The sequence below is a fragment of the Aquamicrobium sp. YD-1-mutant5 genome (assembly GCF_059509755.1).
In genome coordinates this window covers 184220-199986 of sequence record NZ_JCAKKP010000005.1, presented here as the reverse complement: position 1 = coordinate 199986, position 15767 = coordinate 184220, and the positions used below count along the sequence as shown (strand labels likewise).

The window sequence follows — 15767 nt, the reverse complement described above, 5'->3', positions numbered from 1 at the left end:
CCAACTTATTGGGGTAAGTCATGTCTCAAACCGCAATTTCCGATGCCTCCCCGGGGGCGCCGTCGGTCGCTCGCCGACCGGTCGCGAGGAATCACGATTTCACGTTTCGCCTCAAGAGCCTTCGTTTCGATGAGGATTATCGTCCCGCGGACAGCACGCGTATCACGACCAATTTCGCCAATCTGGCCCGGGGCGAGAACCGTCAGGAAAACCTGCGCAATGCCCTGAGGATGATTGACAACAGGTTCAACGCACTGGCGCATTGGGACAACCCCAAAGCCGATCGTTATTCTGTCGAGCTTGAGATCATTTCGGCTGAGATGACCATTGGCGATGAAGGCGACAGCGATGCCTTCCCGCTCATTGAAATATTGAAAACGATTATCGTTGATCACAAGACCAATGAGCGCATCGAGGGCATTGTAGGGAATAATTTTTCCTCTTACGTGCGGGACTATGACTTCAGCGTGCTCCTGCCGGCGCATAACAAGGATCGGGCTGAATTCAGCATCCCCGATGATTTCGGTGACCTTCATGGAAAATTGTTCAGGTGCTTCCTGAACTCAAACGCCTATAAAGAGCATTTCAACAAGCCTCCGGTCATTTGCCTGAGCGCGTCAAGCAGCAAGACATACCGCCGGACAGAAAACCATCATCCTGTATTGGGCGTTGAGTACCAGCAGGGCGAGCTATCTTCGACCGATCTGTATTTCAAAAAGATGGGGTTGAAGGTTCGCTATTTCATGCCTCCGAACAGCGTTGCGCCGTTGGCCTTCTATTTTGTCGGAGACTTGCTGGGTGACTACACCAATCTGGAGCTGATCAGCACCATCAGCACGATGGAGACTTTCCAGAAGATCTATCGGCCCGAGATCTACAATGCCAATTCTGCTGCTGCGGCACACTATCAGCCAAGCCTGAAGCATCAGGACTATTCGCTGACCCGAATTGTCTATGATCGCGAAGAACGCAGCCGGCTGGCCATCGAGCAGGGAAAATTTGCCGAAGAGCACTTCATCAAACCATACAGGGCCATTCTTCAACAGTGGTCCGCCAGCTACGCTCTTTGATTGAACGGAAACAAAAGGTTATCTGTCTTGAAAACGCTCTTGCCTACATCAACAGCCGGCAGCCTGCCAAAACCCTCCTGGCTTGCAGAACCTGAGAAGCTCTGGTCGCCATGGAAGCTGCAGGACGAGGAACTGGCCGAGGGCAAACGGGACGCTCTGCGCCTATCTCTGGACGATCAACGGCAGGCGGGTATCGACATCGTCAGCGACGGCGAGCAAACGCGCCAGCATTTTGTCACGACGTTTATCGAAAACCTCAACGGTGTCGATTTCGAGAAGCGTGAGACGGTCCGAATTCGCAATCGCTATGATGCGAGCGTGCCGACGGTCGTCGGCGCTGTTTCCCGCCAGAAGCCGGTTTTTGTCGAAGATGCCAAATTCCTGCGTCAGCAGACCACGCAGCCCATCAAATGGGCTCTGCCCGGTCCGATGACCATGATCGATACGCTCTATGATGCCCACTATAAAAGTCGTGAGAAACTGGCCTGGGAGTTCGCCAAAGCCCTCAATGAGGAAGCCAGGGAACTGGAGGCTGCCGGCGTCGACATCATCCAGTTCGACGAGCCCGCATTCAACGTCTTCTTTGATGAGGTGAATGACTGGGGGGTGGCGACCCTCGAAAAGGCAATGGAAGGACTCAGGTGCGAAACTGCGGTGCACATCTGTTATGGCTACGGCATCAAGGCCAATACAGACTGGAAAACGACGTTGGGGTCGGAGTGGAGGCAGTACGAAGAGTCCTTCCCCAAACTCCAGAAATCCAGCGTCGATCTGATCTCGCTGGAATGCCACAACTCGCATGTTCCAATCGACCTGATTGAACTCATTCGAGGTAAGAAGGTGATGGTGGGTGCCATTGACGTGGCGACGAATACCATCGAGACGCCGGAAGAGGTCGCCAGAACTCTGCGAAAGGCTCTGCAGTTCGTTGATGCCGACAAACTCTATCCCTGCACGAACTGCGGCATGGCGCCGCTGTCTCGTCAGGTGGCGACAGGCAAGCTGAAGGCTTTGAGCGCAGGCGCGGAAATCGTCCGCAGAGAACTTTCAGCTTAGAGCATATCTGCTTTTCCCTGAACCGCAGAAATGCTCTATCTCTTTGTTTTGGCCGCATTTATGCGACGCCAGATGTTTCCATCTGGCTGCAAAATGCTCTGGAGCCTTTCCCGGATCGGTCTGGCCGTTTTGTTTAAATGGTCATTCCGATCCTGCGCTTGAGGGTCCGGTGGGTGAAGGCTGCTCTTCCCGCACCGGATTTCTTCCTCCGGCCGCAGTGCAATGAATTGCGTGACGCCGATCGAAAGAGCCGTTTCGCTGACTGAACCATTGTGAACAGAGCGGCAACGGATGAAAGCCAGGCATTTGAATATGCTGCACATTGGTTTTCCCGGAATTAACCCGCCCTTAAATTGCCTTAACTAACCTTCACCTCATCGCCATTGGCTGGGGGAAGGTACGGCATCGCGCATGGCGAACCGCAGGAACAGACGCATCGAACCAAGCTTCGGGGAACCGGCGCGCGACGCTTCCGTTGCGGGTTTCTCCCTGCGTGAAGAGGATCGGGTCGTGCCTGCCAGCCGCAAGCCACGTTCGCGCAAGGCGGACAGGGCAGAAAAGCCACGGCGTTCCTCAAAGGCGCGCTCCGCGCGCGGCGGGCGGGGCAGGCGCCGTGGCCTGTTCGGCCTCTTCATGCGCATGGTCTACTGGTGCTTCGTGCTGGCGATCTGGGCCGGCATCGCCGCTGCCGGCATGGTCGTCTACTACGGCGCCAAGATGCCGGCCGCCACCACATGGTCGATCCCCGACAGGGCGCCCAACATCAAGATCGTGTCAGTCGACGGACGGCTGATCGCCAATCGCGGCATGAGCGGCGGCGAGGCGGTGCACCTTTCGGAAATGTCGGCCTATATTCCGAAGGCGGTGATCGCCATCGAGGACCGCCGTTTCTATTCGCATTTCGGCATCGATCCGCTGGGTCTCGGCCGTGCGATGGTCACCAACCTGATGCATGGGCGGCTCTCGCAGGGCGGCTCGACGCTGACCCAGCAGCTGGCCAAGAATCTGTTCCTCAAGCCCGACCGCACGCTGGAGCGCAAGGTGCAGGAGGTGCTGCTGGCGCTGTGGCTGGAACACAAGCACACCAAGGACGAAATTCTGGCCATGTATCTCAACCGGGTCTATTTCGGTTCGGGAGCCTACGGCGTCGAGGCCGCATCGCGGCGCTATTTCGGCAAGAGCGCGCGCGACGTGACCCTGTCGGAAGCCGCTTTGCTGGCAGGGTTGCTCAAGGCGCCGTCACGGCTGTCGCCGGCGCGCGACCCGAAGGCTGCGGAAGCACGCTCGCAACTCGTGCTGGCCGCGATGCAGGATGAAGGGCTGGTCAGTTCTCGCGAAATGACCCATGCCATGAGCGCGCCCGCCGCGCGCGTGCCTTCCTACTGGACGGGTTCGGAGAACTACGTCGCCGACACGATCATGGAGGAGCTGCCCGACCTGATCGGCGAGGTGGAGGGCGACATCATCGTCGACACCACCATCGATCTCGATCTTCAGAAGCAGGCCGAGAAATCGATCCGCCGGCTGATCGACGAGAATGGCAAGAAGCTCGACGTCAGCCAGGGCGCTCTCGTTTCCATCGACAATTCCGGAGCGGTGCGCGCCATGGTCGGTGGCTACGATTATTCGACCAGCCAGTTCGACCGTGCCTCCGGCGCCAAACGCCAGCCTGGTTCGGCCTTCAAGCCCTTCGTCTATGCCGCTGCACTGGAAGCGGGGCGCACGCCGGATAGCGTGCGCAACGATGCGCCGATCCAGATCGGCAAGTGGAAGCCGGTCAATTACGGCGGCAAGTATTATGGCAAGGTCACGCTGTCGACCGCGCTCGCCAAATCGCTGAATTCGGTGGCCGCCCAGCTTGCCATGGAAGTCGGCCCGCAGGCGGTGATCGAGATCGCCAATCGCATGGGCGTGCAGTCTGATCTTCAGAAGAACGTTTCCATCGCGCTCGGCACATCGGAAGTGACGCCGCTGGAACTGACCGCCGCCTATGTGCCTTTCGCCAATGGCGGCTATCGCCCGCAGGTGCATTTCGTGAATCGTGTGGCCAATGCCAAAGGCAAGGTGCTGTATGAATTCACCGGAGGTTCCGCACCGCGTGTGCTGAAGCCTGAGATCGTCGGCATGATGAATTCGATGATGGCGGGCGCGGTGGAGGTCGGCACGGCGCGCAAGGCGGCCTTCGCATGGCCGGCCGCCGGCAAGACCGGCACCAGCCAGAATTCGCGCGACGCATGGTTCGTGGGCTATACCGCCAACCTCACCACCGGCGTGTGGTTCGGCAATGACGATGCGCGGCCTATGAAGAACGTCACCGGCGGCGCGCTTCCGGCGCAGGCATGGCACGAATTCATGGTCGCCGCGCATGAGGGGGTGCCGGTAGCGCGCCTGCCGGGCGGCTGGCAGCGCGCGCCCGTTGCTCCCGCCGTTCCGGAGATTGCCATCGGCGAGCCGGCCGAAACGGTATCGGCACCTGCCCCCGTCAGCGTGCGCCCGGCAGAGCCGGTCCAGCGCGCGGCCCCGGTTCCGCCCGCAGCGGTCGTGCGGCCCTCCGTTCCTGTCGCCGGTGGCGGCAATGGTGGCGGAAACGCGCATCCTGCCATGCCATCTGATCGCGCACCGACGGCCTCGATCCGGCGTCCGGTCCCGCCGGGCGAGGTCGGGGCGCCGATGAAGAAGGGCACGGCGTCGATCCTCGATATTCTGACCGGCGGCTGATATTTCGCCTTTCCGGACAAGAGTTGTCTCTCGTGTGGCTCTCGCCAGAACCTTCGCGTTCGGCTAGATGTCTGTTCATACATCAACGGGTCGGTTCGTCGTGACGCATACAGACAGCAGGAAGACCATCGTTCTGACCGGGGCCAGCCGCGGCATCGGCCATGCGACGGTGAAGCGTTTCTCCATGGAAGGATGGCGCGTCATCACCTGCTCCCGGCAGGCTTTCGCGGAGAATTGCCCATGGCCGGCCGGGCCGGAAGACCATATCAAGGTTGATCTGGCCGATCCCGAGGATGTCGGCATCGCGGTGGCGGAAATCCGTCACAGGCTGGAAGCAAATGGCGGCCAGCTCAATGCGCTGGTCAACAATGCCGGTATTTCGCCCAAGATGCCGAAGAACCAGCGCATGGATTCGCTCGACACGCCCATGCATGTTTGGCGCGACGTGTTTCAGGTGAATTTCTTCGCGCCGATCATGCTGGCAAGGGGGTTGTTCAAGGAACTCGCCGCTGCCAGGGGCTCGGTGGTCAATGTCACCTCCATTGCCGGCACGCGCGTGCATCCTTTCGCCGGCACGGCCTATGCCACGTCGAAGGCGGCGCTGGGCTCGCTGACGCGAGAGATGGCGCATGACTTCGGGCCGCACGGCATTCGCGTCAATGCCATCGCGCCGGGTGAGATCGATACGGCAATCCTGTCGCCGGGCACGGAGAAGATCGTCGAGACCATTCCGCTGAGGCGTCTGGGCACCACGGCAGAAGTGGCGGATATCATCTACTTCCTGTGCTCGGGCCAGTCGTCCTATGTGACGGGTTCCGAAATCCACATCAATGGCGGCCAGCACGTCTGAGCCCTCGTCCCACCGGGGGGCGCGCGGCAAAGCGTGCCGCGGTTGCCGCTGCTGGAATGATTTTCTTTTCAGGCGCGTTTCGAGGCAAAAAACATTGCCTGCCGCAAAGGCAGGCGCGAGCCCGTTCCTTCGCTCCAAACCCCTGTCAGGTTAGAAATACCAGCCTGTACAGGGTTTTACCGCGATGCCGCACGATTTTCCCAAGCTGAACGCTTTTCCCGTCTTCATGCGCGTTGAAGGCGCAGTCGTCGTCATCGTCGGAGATGGCGAGGAAGCGCTTGCCAAGGCAAGGCTGCTCGGCCAGTCATCCGCCGCTTTGCGGATCGTCGCACCCGACGCATCCCAGGATTTGCTGGACTGGATTTCCGCTAATCACGCGGCCCACATTTCGCACGCATACGCGCGCGCGCATCTCGTGGGGGCGACGCTCGTCTTCGCGGCCAGCGGCGATGAGGAGCTCGACCGCCGGGTGGTGGAAGACGCCCGTGCCCTCGGCATCAGCGTCAATGCGGTCGACCGGCCGGAACTGTGCGACTTCTTCACCCCGGCGCTGGTCAACCGTGCGCCGGTCGCCATTGCCATCGGCACTGAAGGGGCAGGGCCGGTTCTCGCCCAGATGATCCGCGCGCGCATCGACCGCATGCTGTCGCCGTCGCTCGGCACGCTTGCCTCGCTGGCGGTCGGCTTTCGCGACGCGGCCGAGCGCCTGCTGCCCAAAGGCTTGCCGCGCCGCCGTTTCTGGCGCGAGTTCTTTGAAGGGGCGCCCGCACGCGCCGTGGCGGGCGGCGATGTTTCCCGCGCCCATGCGGCGGCATCCGCCATGCTTGGCAATCCGGAGCGCAATTTCGGCCATGTCGCGCTGGTGGGCGCCGGTCCCGGCGCGGAAGACCTGCTGACGCTGAGGGCCCAGCGCCTTCTGATGGAGGCAGACGTGATCCTGCATGACGCGCTGGTTCCCGAAGCCGTAGTGGCCATGGGCCGTCGCGACGCCGAGCGTATCGCGGTCGGCAAGCGCAAGGGCTGCCACTCGAAGAGCCAGTCTGAGATCAACGCGCTTTTGGTGGAGCTTGGCCGGGAGGGCAAGCGGGTGGTGCGCCTGAAAAGCGGCGACCCACTGGTGTTCGGCCGGGCCGGCGAGGAAATGGCCGCGCTGCGCGAGGCCGGTATTTCCTATGAGGTCGTGCCGGGCGTGACCGCGGCCTTCGCCGCTGCCGCCGATTTTGAACTGCCGCTGACGCTGCGCGGCGTCACCTCGTCCATGGTGCTCACCACCGGCCACGATCTCAAGGGCGGATCGCTGCCGGACTGGGCGAAGCTCGCCATCTCTGGCGCGACGGTTGCCGTCTATATGGGCCGCTCGGTTGCGGCGGAAGTTGCGGGACGGCTGATTGAGGCCGGCCTTTCGCCGGATACGGCGGTCGCCGTGGTCGAGAATGCCAGCCTGCAGGGTTGCCGCCGGTTCCACGGAACGCTGGCCGATCTTCCCGCGCTGGAAGAGCGCCACGACCTGACCGGCCCGGTGATGACCATCATCGGAGACGCGGTGGCGGGGGCCGACTTCAGCCGTTCGCAGGCGCTTGCTGCCGTTCCGTCCCGCCAGCGCGTTTCGGAGGAGGCCGCACCATGAAGATCCTGACCGCAAACCGGCTGAGCGACGGCGAGGTCGTCTGGTATGCGCATGGCGAATGGGTCGAGACCATTGCCGAGGCCGAAATCGCCGGGGACAAGGAAGCCGAAGCCGCGCTGGAAAGTGCCGGCGCGCAGGGCCTTGCAGGCAATCTCGTGGTCGATGTCAATCTGATCGACGTGGAAATCGTCGACGGCACCGTCTGCCCCCTCAGGCTGCGCGAGCGTATCCGCGCCGCCGGTCCCACAACCCGCAACGATCTGGGCAAGCAGGCCCGTACGCAGCACGCGGCGTAAGCCGGAGGACCACCGATGTACCGTTATGATGAGTTCGACCACGAATTTGTTCAGGGAAGGGTTGCCCAGTTCGCCGATCAGGTCGAGCGACGGCTTTCGGGCGAGCTGACGGAAGATCAGTTCAAGCCGCTCAGGCTCATGAACGGTGTCTATCTCCAGCTTCACGCCTATATGCTGCGCATCGCCATTCCCTACGGCACGCTGCATCCGCGCCAGTTGCGTATGCTGGCCCATATCGCGCGCACCTACGACAAGGGCTATGGCCACTTCACCACGCGCCAGAACATCCAGTTCAACTGGCCGGCACTGTCCGACGTTCCGGCCATCCTTGCCGATCTGGCGCAGGTCGAGATGCACTGCATCCAGACCAGCGGCAACTGCATACGCAACGTCACGGCCGATCATTTCGCAGGTGCCGCGGCCGACGAGGTTGCCGATCCGCGCCCCTATGCGGAGATCCTGCGCCAGTGGTCGTCGGTGCATCCCGAGTTCTCCTACCTGCCGCGCAAGTTCAAGATCGCGGTGACGGGTGCGGAGCGCGACCGTGCGGCGATCAAGACCCACGACATCGGCCTGCACCTGAAGAAGAACGAGGCGGGCGAGCTGGGCTTTGCCGTCTATGTCGGCGGAGGCCTCGGCCGCACGCCCATGGTGGCGAAGAAAATCCGCGATTTCCTGCCGCAGGAACATCTCCTGTCCTATGTGACGGCGATCCTGCGCGTCTACAATCTGAACGGCCGGCGCGACAACAAGTACAAGGCCCGCATCAAGATCCTCGTCCACGAGACCGGAACCGAGGAGCTGGCAAGCTGGGTCGAGGCGGAATGGCAGGCGCTGAAGGATGGCGAGCTGAAGCTGCCGGATGCCGATGTGGCCGCGATCAGGGCTTATTTCGCGCCTCCCGAGCTTCCGCCCCGCCCGGAGGGCGACGAGGCGGTGCGTCTGGCCCGGCTGGATTCGCGCGCCTTCTCCGAATGGCTCGGCCAGAACGTGACCACGCACCGCAATCCCGACTATGCGGCCGTGACCATCTCGCTGAAGGGGATAGGCGAGGTTCCGGGCGATGTGACCGACAAGCAGATGGAAGCGGTGGCCGACCTTGCCGAACGCTTCGCCTTCGACGAGGTGCGGGTGACGCATGAGCAGAATCTGGTGCTGCCGCATGTGGCGCGCGCCGATCTCAGGGCGGTCTATGACGCGCTGGTCGAGACCGGGCTTGCCACGGCCAATGCCGGCCTGATCAGCGACATCATCGCCTGCCCCGGCCTCGACTATTGCGCGCTCGCCAATGCCCGCTCCATTCCCGTCGCGCAGCAGATTTCGACACGGTTTTCGTCGCTGGAGCGCCAGCGCGAGATCGGCGAGCTGAAGCTCAAGATCTCGGGCTGCATCAACGCCTGCGGCCATCACCATGTCGGTCATATCGGCATACTGGGCGTGGAGAAGAAGGGCGCGGAGCTTTACCAGATCACGCTGGGCGGCTCTGCCGACGAAAACACCAGTGTCGGCGAGATCATCGGCCGCGGCTTCGGGCCCGACGAAATCGTCGATGCGATCGAAACGCTGGTCGAGACCTATCTGGCGATACGCAGCGCGCCTTCGGAAAAATTCCTCGACGTCTATCGCCGTGTCGGCGCGGCGCCGTTCAAGGAGGCTCTGTACGGGGCCGAAGCAAAGGCTGCCTGAAGTGGACGCTTTCGATGCCGCTGCCCTCGAAGCGCGCCACGGGCAGCTTTCGGCTCTCCGCACCATCGAGCTGGCGGTGGGCAGCCTGTTTCCCGGAGAGGTCGCCGCCGTTTCGTCCTTCGGGGCGGACTCGGCGGTGCTGCTTCACCTGATCGCTCAGGTGGACCGGCATGTGCCGATCGTGTTCCTCGATACGGGCAAGCATTTTGAGGAAACCCTGCGCTACCGCGATGCGCTGGCCGAGGATTTCGGCCTGACCGATATCAGGGTGATCCATCCTGATGCGGCGGTGCTGCAGCGCGTCGATCCGTCGGGCCGCCTGCACGAAAGCGACGTCGAAGCCTGCTGCCATGTGCGCAAGGTGGAAACGATGGCGCGGGGGGTCGAGCCGTTCCGGGCCTGGTTCACCGGCCGCAAGCGCCATCAGGCTGAGACGCGCGCCGCCCTGCCGGTGTTCGAGGCGGTGGGGCCACGCATACGCATCAACCCTCTGGCAAGCTGGGGGGCGGCCGACCTCGCCGATTATATGCAGGCGCACGAGCTGCGCGAAAACCCGCTGGTCGCTTATGGTTATCTGTCCATCGGCTGCTTTCCCTGCACCCGTCCGGTGGAGCAGGGGCAGGATGCACGCAGTGGGCGCTGGGCAGGGCAGGCAAAGACTGAATGCGGTATCCATCTTGGCGGCCTGGAACAGACCCTCGGCCAAAACAGCCAGTCAGGCCCGGTCCTTCAGTCAGGAAAGACAACATGAGCGAGCAAGCGACGGGGAGCGAACAGAAGGCAACCCCCGAAATTCGTCTGTGGACTCCGCAGGGTTTCCGGGACGACGAGTGGATACACGCCGAGAGTGCCGAGGCCCTTGCCGGCAACAGCCGCGTGATCCTGCCGCTGCAGGCCTTTCTCGATCTCGATCCGCAGGAGCGCGCGCTCAGCCACGAGCGTCTGGGGGTGATCCTGCAGCCGGGAGAACAGCTGGACGCGATTGCCGGCCTTCTCGATGCGCTGTCGCTGGTGGCGCTTGCCTTCCCGGCCTACAGCGACGGGCGCAGCTACTCCAAGGCGGAGCTGCTGCGCAGCCGGCACGGGTTCACGGGCAGGGTGCGCGCGGTCGGCGATGTGCTCGTCGACCAGCTTCCGCATATGCTGCGCGTCGGCTTCGACGAGTTCGAGATTTCGAACCGGGTTCTGCTGGGACGGCTTGAAAAAGGCGAGATTGGCGGCTTGTCGGTCCACTCCCAGCCGGCAGCGACATCGGGCGCTGCCGCTGCGGGCACCTATTCATGGCGCCGAAGGGCAGTGCAGTAACCTGCCACGCAGGCCACGGTGTGAAGCGCGTGGCGGGGTCACCGCTCCGGTGCTTCTTTGTGCTGTGCTTCCATGGCCTCCAGTCGGCAGATGAGCGCCTGCAACTGTTCCGGTATGTCTCTTGCGACCTTGAAGGCGGGCAGGGAGCGCAACAATCCACGCGTAGTGTGGCTGCGGACCTGACGGCGTATCGTTTTCGCCAGGTTCTGCCGCACCGTTTCTTGTGGTCGTTCTTTGCCTGTTCGGGTCATCGCTTCAAAATCCTTTCGGTTTCGAAACTCCCTGTATCCGTCTAAGGTTCCCCCTTTGCCGGGGTGTTGGGACATAGCTCAGCGCAACAAGGTAAAATTTGAATTAAATACGTTTGTTGGCGCGGAAGGCATCCGGTGCGCCGGGGGCCTTGATTTTTGAGTGTCGAACCTCGATATCGGACCCAACTTCGAAACTTCGAAAAGAATGGGAATACGCCATGACTGACCAGGCCAAAGACGAGCGCACGCCCGACGAAACCGAGGCCGCAGAAGCTTTTGCCGAACAGACGGTGGAGGGTGCCGAAGGAGATTACGAGGCACTCGTTCGTCTGATGAAGGAAAACGAGGAGCTGAAGGATCGGGCTCTTCGCGCCGCCGCCGAGGTGGAAAACATGCGCCGCCGTGCTGCCCGTGATGTGCAGGACGCGCGCTCCTACTCTATAGCCAACTTCGCCCGTGACATGCTGACGGTTGCAGACGACCTGCAACGTGCGCTGGAAGCCATCCCGGCAGAAGCCAAGGCATCCGACGATGCGGGTTTCAAGGCGCTGATCGAGGGCGTTGAGATTACCGCACGGGGCCTGATCGGCGCGCTGGAACGGCACGGTGTGAAAAAGCTTTCGCCGGAAGGCGAGCGGTTCGATCCGAATTTCCACGAGGCGCTGTTCGAGATTCCGAACCCGCAGGTTGTCGCAGGCACCGTTCTGCAGGTCGTGCAGCCGGGATATTCGATTGGCGAGCGGGTTCTGCGCCCGGCCAAGGTCGGCGTCTCGAAAGATGGACCGAAGCAGGCCAATGGTTCTGCCGGCGAAGGAAATCAGGGCTGATAGCCTTCGGTCCCGCAGCATTGCGGGACCGTTGCCCTTCAGGGGCTTCCACAGCCGGGAGTGGCTGCTACTGTAGCGCCGTCACCTGCCACCGGGGATGAACGCCCTGCCATGAACCTCGTCACCATCCTCGATTATTCCGGCGTTGCCGTTTTTGCGGCAACGGGCGCGCTTTCGGCTTCACGCAAGCAGATGGACATCATCAGCTTCATGTTTCTGGCCGGGGTAACGGGAGTTGGCGGCGGAACCTTCCGCGATCTTGTTCTCGACGTGCCGGTCTTCTGGATCGCCAACCACGACTATATTCTTGTGTGCGCGGCAGTTGCTATGCTGGTGTTCTTCACGGCGCACCGGGTTGAATCGCGCTATAAGCTCCTGCTGTGGCTGGACGCCATCGGCCTTGCCGCATTTGCGGTGATGGGGGCGGCAAAGGGGCTCGCGGTTACCGGCTCGCCGGTCGTGGCCATCATCATGGGCATGCTCACGGCCACTTTTGGGGGCATTCTGCGCGACGTTCTGGCAGGTGAGCAGTCGGTGCTGCTGCGCCCCGAGGTCTATGTGTCGGCTGCGCTGATCGGCGCCGGCGTCTATACGCTGGGCGATCTCGCGGGCTTTGCGCCTCTCATCTGCCAGCTCGGTGGCTTCATCGCGGCCTTTGCCGTGCGTGGCGGCGCAATCCGTTTCGGCTGGCACATTCCGGCCTACAAGAGCCGGCCCGGCCGGAAGCCCGAGGATATTCCCTGAATGGAACGCTGATCTTCAGGCGGCATAACTCTGGCCGTCGCCGCCGTAATAGCTGATGTAGCGGGCGGCGATTTCCTTGACCGGCATGACGATGAACACATCGACGGTCGAAAAATCGCGGTCGATGACGCAGCCGTCGCCGATACGCGCGCCGATGCGCAGATAGCCTTTCACCAGGGGCGGCATGGCGGTGATTGCCGCCTTGGGGTTCACCGCCTCGACCGGCATCATGGCCATCGGGTGATAGCGACGGCCAACGGCCCGTACATCCCAGTCCGCACTCGTGCGGCAATGATGAGCCATATAGGTCAGCGCCTCGGCATGGGCCGCCGGATCGATGCCGGGGAACGAAGCGCAGCCCACCATGACGTCGATGCCATAGTGGTTGAGATAGGCCCAGATACCCTGCCACAGGGCCTCGATGGTGCGTTTCGACCTGTATTGCGGCAGCACACAGGAACGGCCAAGCTCAAGGAACCGCAGATTGGGGTGGCGGGCGACCAGCCTGCGCAACTCGAATTCGTCTTCCGAATAGAATCCGCCCGCTGCCGTTGCCATCTCCTGCCGCAACAGGCGGTAAGTCCCGACAATGCGCCTGTGCTCGGGGCCGGTCAGGCTGTTGTCCAGAACCAGCAGATGGTCGCAAAGCGGATCGAAGCGGTCCGAATCGCGCCTGTCGATCTGGTCCAGGCTGCTGCGGGCACCCAGTTCATCATAGAAGATGCGGTAGCGGATTTCCTGTGCGGCCTCGATCTCGGCTTCGTTGCGGGCCAGCCGCACTTCCAGAGTGCCTATACGACCCAGAGGGCCGATCGGGCCTGCGAGTGACGGGGCCTGCGGCCCGGTGGCCGGTACGGTAACGAGCGTAGAGCCCAACCTGGTGTGACCTTGCGGCATCGCTGTCTGCACGGGCGATTCTCCTTCGAGCCATCCCTCGTGGCGCGGGGATACGATTGTGGTGCAACAGGATTGTGACAGTAGCGTGATATGGCGTGATCGGCAACAAAGCCGGACCTGTGCCGCACCAATGTTCATGTGGACATCAGGTCCTGAACGGCGGCAAGCAGATCACGTGGATCGAGCGGCTTTGTCAGGAAGGCCGTGGCGCCATGGGCGAGCACGGCATGGCGTGTCTTTTCCTGATTGTCAGCCGACAGCACCAGAATCGGGATTGCCGGAATACCGTGGGCTTTCTCATGCCGTCTGATATGGGCGATGGCATCCATGCCGTCCATCACCGGCATGTGCAGGTCCATGAGAACGACATCGTGGCGTCCCGTTCCGGTGTCGGTCGAGGTAAGCCGGTCCACTGCCTCCTTGCCGGTCGTGACCATCTCAAGGCGATGGCCGGCACTGCCGAGTGCGGCGCGAACCAGCAGGGCGTTGATTTCGTTGTCTTCGGCAATTAGGATGGAAAGTCCGCCGGACTTGTTTTCGTGTGCCGGATGCGCACGCGTTCCGGGCTGCTGCTGGTGTTGTTCGCCTGCGCTGTCGTAATTGCCGCCGGCAAGCACCTTCAGCAGTGTTGCGCCCCGCACGGGACGGGCTAGGAAACCACCATATCCGCCGGCCAGATATTCGCAGAGCCGCCCACGGTCGTTCGGCGCCATCAGGATGATGGCGCGGCTGGAGGCGAAAACATCGTCGCGCAGCGCCTGAACGGCGCGTCCGTCGCAGCCTTCCAGCGCGGCGTCCACCATCAGCGTGTCGCAGCCCTGGGCCAGCTTTCGTGCGGTTTCGGGGTTTTCGGCAATTTCGGCGGACCCGCCGTGGGCGCGGATCGTCCGCGCGATCACATCGGCCTCGATCCTGTTGGCGGAGAGGATCACGACATTGCGGCCTGCCAGCGCATCCTGCCGTGGGTGCGGCGGATCGGTCGCCTCATGCGCCGGCAGTTCGAAAACGAACTCCGTTCCTTCGCGCGGTGTGCTGGACACGGAGATCGTGCCGCCCATCGCCATCACCAGCCGTCTGGAAATCGCAAGGCCGAGCCCAGCGCCGCCATGCCGGCGCGTCGAGGTTCCATCGGCCTGCTCGAATTCGAGGAAGATGCGTTCGAGATCGCCTTGCCGCAGCCCCGGGCCGGTATCGCTCACGCCGAAGCGGATGTGATTGCCGCTGCGGGTGATGATGAGCGCCACGCCGCCGCTTTCGGTGAACTTGATCGCATTGCCGAGAAGGTTGAGCAGCACCTGCCGGACCCGCCCCGGATCGGCGGTGATCATCTGCGGGACATCGGGCGCGACATGGCAGCCGAGACCGATACCCTTGCCATGGGCGCGGTCGGCCAGAAGCTCCACGACATTGTCGGCCAGCTCGCGCAGCGAAACCGGCTGCGGCTCCGGATTGAACCGGCCGGCCTCGATCTTGGAGTAATCCAGAAGATCGTCGATCAGCGCCAGCAGCGCGCTCGCCGAGGTGGACACGGCGTTGACATAGGTATGCTGCTCGGGCGACAGGCTGGTATCCGATAACAGCCGCGCCATGCCCATGATGCCGTTCATCGGCGTGCGGATCTCATGGCTGACGGTGGCCAGGAAGCGGGACTTCGCCTGATTGGCGAATTCCGCCCGTTCGCGCGCCGCGATCAGCGAGGTTTCCGCCTGCTTGCGGGCGGTGATTTCGCGGGCGATGGCGTGATGCGAAACGGCGCCGGTATCCTTCTCGCGCACCGAAAGCTCGACCCATGAGAACCAGCGCTGGCCCTGCGCCGTGGTCATGCAGGCATCCGTCGAGCGCAGGCATTCGTTGTCGGTGAATGCAGCCTCCGGCGTAACAGTGAACTCCATGCCGATATCGGCAAGCGTCATGCCGCGCAGATCGTGCATCTCCCTGCCGACAAGTCCGGTGAAGACCCGATTGGCGTAGACGATCCTGCCGTGCCGGTCGCGGTGCACGACGATGTCGCCGAGCGCATCGATGAGGCCGTGGAAGCGCTCTTCGCTTTCCTGCATCTCCCACATCTGGTCGGAGAGTGTTTCCAGCCGGGTTCGCGCCTGGGCGGTCTCCCTGTCCAGTTGCTGCCGGGTGCGGCGTTCCTTCGACAGGATCAGCTCATGCAGCAGAATGCCAACAAATCCGGTGGCGAGCATGGCAAGGCTGAGGAAGGCGGGCGCGCCGGTCAGATGGGCAAGTCCGGCAAAAAGCAAAACGGACAGCCAGCTTGCGACAGGCAGGTTGCGGGAGATGGGCGTGGCGGAGAGATCGGTTCCGAGCGCTTCGGGCGACAGCGGCGGGGGAACGACACGAAGGCGGTGGCCGCCCGTTTCGTGCGCCTCGTCCCCTCCTGTCCGGTTGTGGTCCATCTCCGCCGTCATGCACAAAACAATGACAGGCA

The 15767-nt window shown here is 62.5% G+C and carries 14 protein-coding genes; 11 read left to right on the top strand and 3 right to left on the bottom strand.

Features of this window, described 5'->3' with window-relative positions; all coding sequences use genetic code 11:
* Positions 1-20: 20 nt before the first annotated feature.
* The 9 genes from AC5XE7_RS10890 (at position 21) to AC5XE7_RS10850 (ending at position 10608) form a co-directional block, all read left to right on the top strand.
* Complete coding sequence (locus tag AC5XE7_RS10890; protein ID WP_495366027.1) at positions 21-1070, top strand: DUF1852 domain-containing protein; 1050 nt, start codon at positions 21-23, stop codon at positions 1068-1070.
* A gap of 27 nt (positions 1071-1097) precedes the next feature.
* Positions 1098-2126, top strand: coding sequence for a methionine synthase (locus tag AC5XE7_RS10885; protein ID WP_495366026.1), 1029 nt, complete (start codon positions 1098-1100; stop codon positions 2124-2126).
* Between the two features lie 411 nt (positions 2127-2537).
* Positions 2538-4844, top strand: coding sequence for a transglycosylase domain-containing protein (locus AC5XE7_RS10880; protein WP_495366025.1), 2307 nt, complete (start codon positions 2538-2540; stop codon positions 4842-4844).
* Between the two features lie 100 nt (positions 4845-4944).
* Positions 4945-5694 (top strand): SDR family NAD(P)-dependent oxidoreductase, encoded by a 750-nt coding sequence (locus AC5XE7_RS10875; RefSeq protein WP_183831916.1) that lies wholly within the window; start codon positions 4945-4947, stop codon positions 5692-5694.
* Between the two features lie 184 nt (positions 5695-5878).
* Positions 5879-7321, top strand: coding sequence for a siroheme synthase CysG (gene cysG, locus AC5XE7_RS10870; RefSeq protein ID WP_495366024.1), 1443 nt, complete (start codon positions 5879-5881; stop codon positions 7319-7321).
* Complete coding sequence (locus AC5XE7_RS10865; RefSeq protein WP_495366023.1) at positions 7318-7617, top strand: DUF2849 domain-containing protein; 300 nt, start codon at positions 7318-7320, stop codon at positions 7615-7617. The genes cysG and AC5XE7_RS10865 overlap by 4 nt, the downstream gene beginning before the upstream one ends.
* A gap of 15 nt (positions 7618-7632) precedes the next feature.
* On the top strand, positions 7633-9303 hold the full coding sequence (locus tag AC5XE7_RS10860; RefSeq protein WP_495366022.1) for a nitrite/sulfite reductase: 1671 nt from the start codon (positions 7633-7635) through the stop codon (positions 9301-9303).
* Positions 9296-10054, top strand: a complete 759-nt coding sequence (locus tag AC5XE7_RS10855) for a phosphoadenylyl-sulfate reductase (RefSeq protein ID WP_495366054.1) — start codon at positions 9296-9298, stop codon at positions 10052-10054. Before AC5XE7_RS10860 ends, AC5XE7_RS10855 begins: the two co-directional genes overlap by 8 nt.
* Positions 10051-10608 carry a DUF934 domain-containing protein gene (locus AC5XE7_RS10850; protein WP_495366021.1) on the top strand — a complete coding sequence of 186 codons (558 nt, stop codon included), beginning with the start codon at positions 10051-10053 and terminating at the stop codon, positions 10606-10608. The genes AC5XE7_RS10855 and AC5XE7_RS10850 overlap by 4 nt, the downstream gene beginning before the upstream one ends.
* A 38-nt stretch (positions 10609-10646) precedes the next feature.
* Here the strand turns inward: AC5XE7_RS10850 and AC5XE7_RS10845 are convergent, their stop codons facing one another.
* Positions 10647-10859 carry a hypothetical protein gene (locus tag AC5XE7_RS10845; protein WP_495366020.1) on the bottom strand — a complete coding sequence of 71 codons (213 nt, stop codon included), beginning with the start codon at positions 10857-10859 and terminating at the stop codon, positions 10647-10649.
* Positions 10860-11077: 218 nt separating this feature from the next.
* Here AC5XE7_RS10845 and grpE point away from each other — a divergent pair, with 218 nt between their 5' ends.
* On the top strand, positions 11078-11686 hold the full coding sequence (grpE, locus tag AC5XE7_RS10840; RefSeq protein ID WP_183831910.1) for a nucleotide exchange factor GrpE: 609 nt from the start codon (positions 11078-11080) through the stop codon (positions 11684-11686).
* 111 nt (positions 11687-11797) lie between these two features.
* A complete protein-coding gene (locus tag AC5XE7_RS10835; protein WP_495366019.1) occupies positions 11798-12430 on the top strand; it encodes a trimeric intracellular cation channel family protein in 633 nt (210 codons plus the stop codon).
* Between the two features lie 15 nt (positions 12431-12445).
* On the opposite strand, the gene olsB is transcribed toward AC5XE7_RS10835, so the two are convergent.
* Positions 12446-13327, bottom strand: coding sequence for a l-ornithine N(alpha)-acyltransferase (gene olsB / locus AC5XE7_RS10830; RefSeq protein ID WP_495366053.1), 882 nt, complete (start codon positions 13325-13327; stop codon positions 12446-12448).
* Between the two features lie 134 nt (positions 13328-13461).
* The gene (locus tag AC5XE7_RS10825) at positions 13462-15735 is read right to left on the bottom strand and encodes an ATP-binding protein (protein ID WP_495366018.1); all 2274 of its coding nucleotides are present in this window, start codon (positions 15733-15735) and stop codon (positions 13462-13464) included.
* Positions 15736-15767 lie beyond the last annotated feature (32 nt).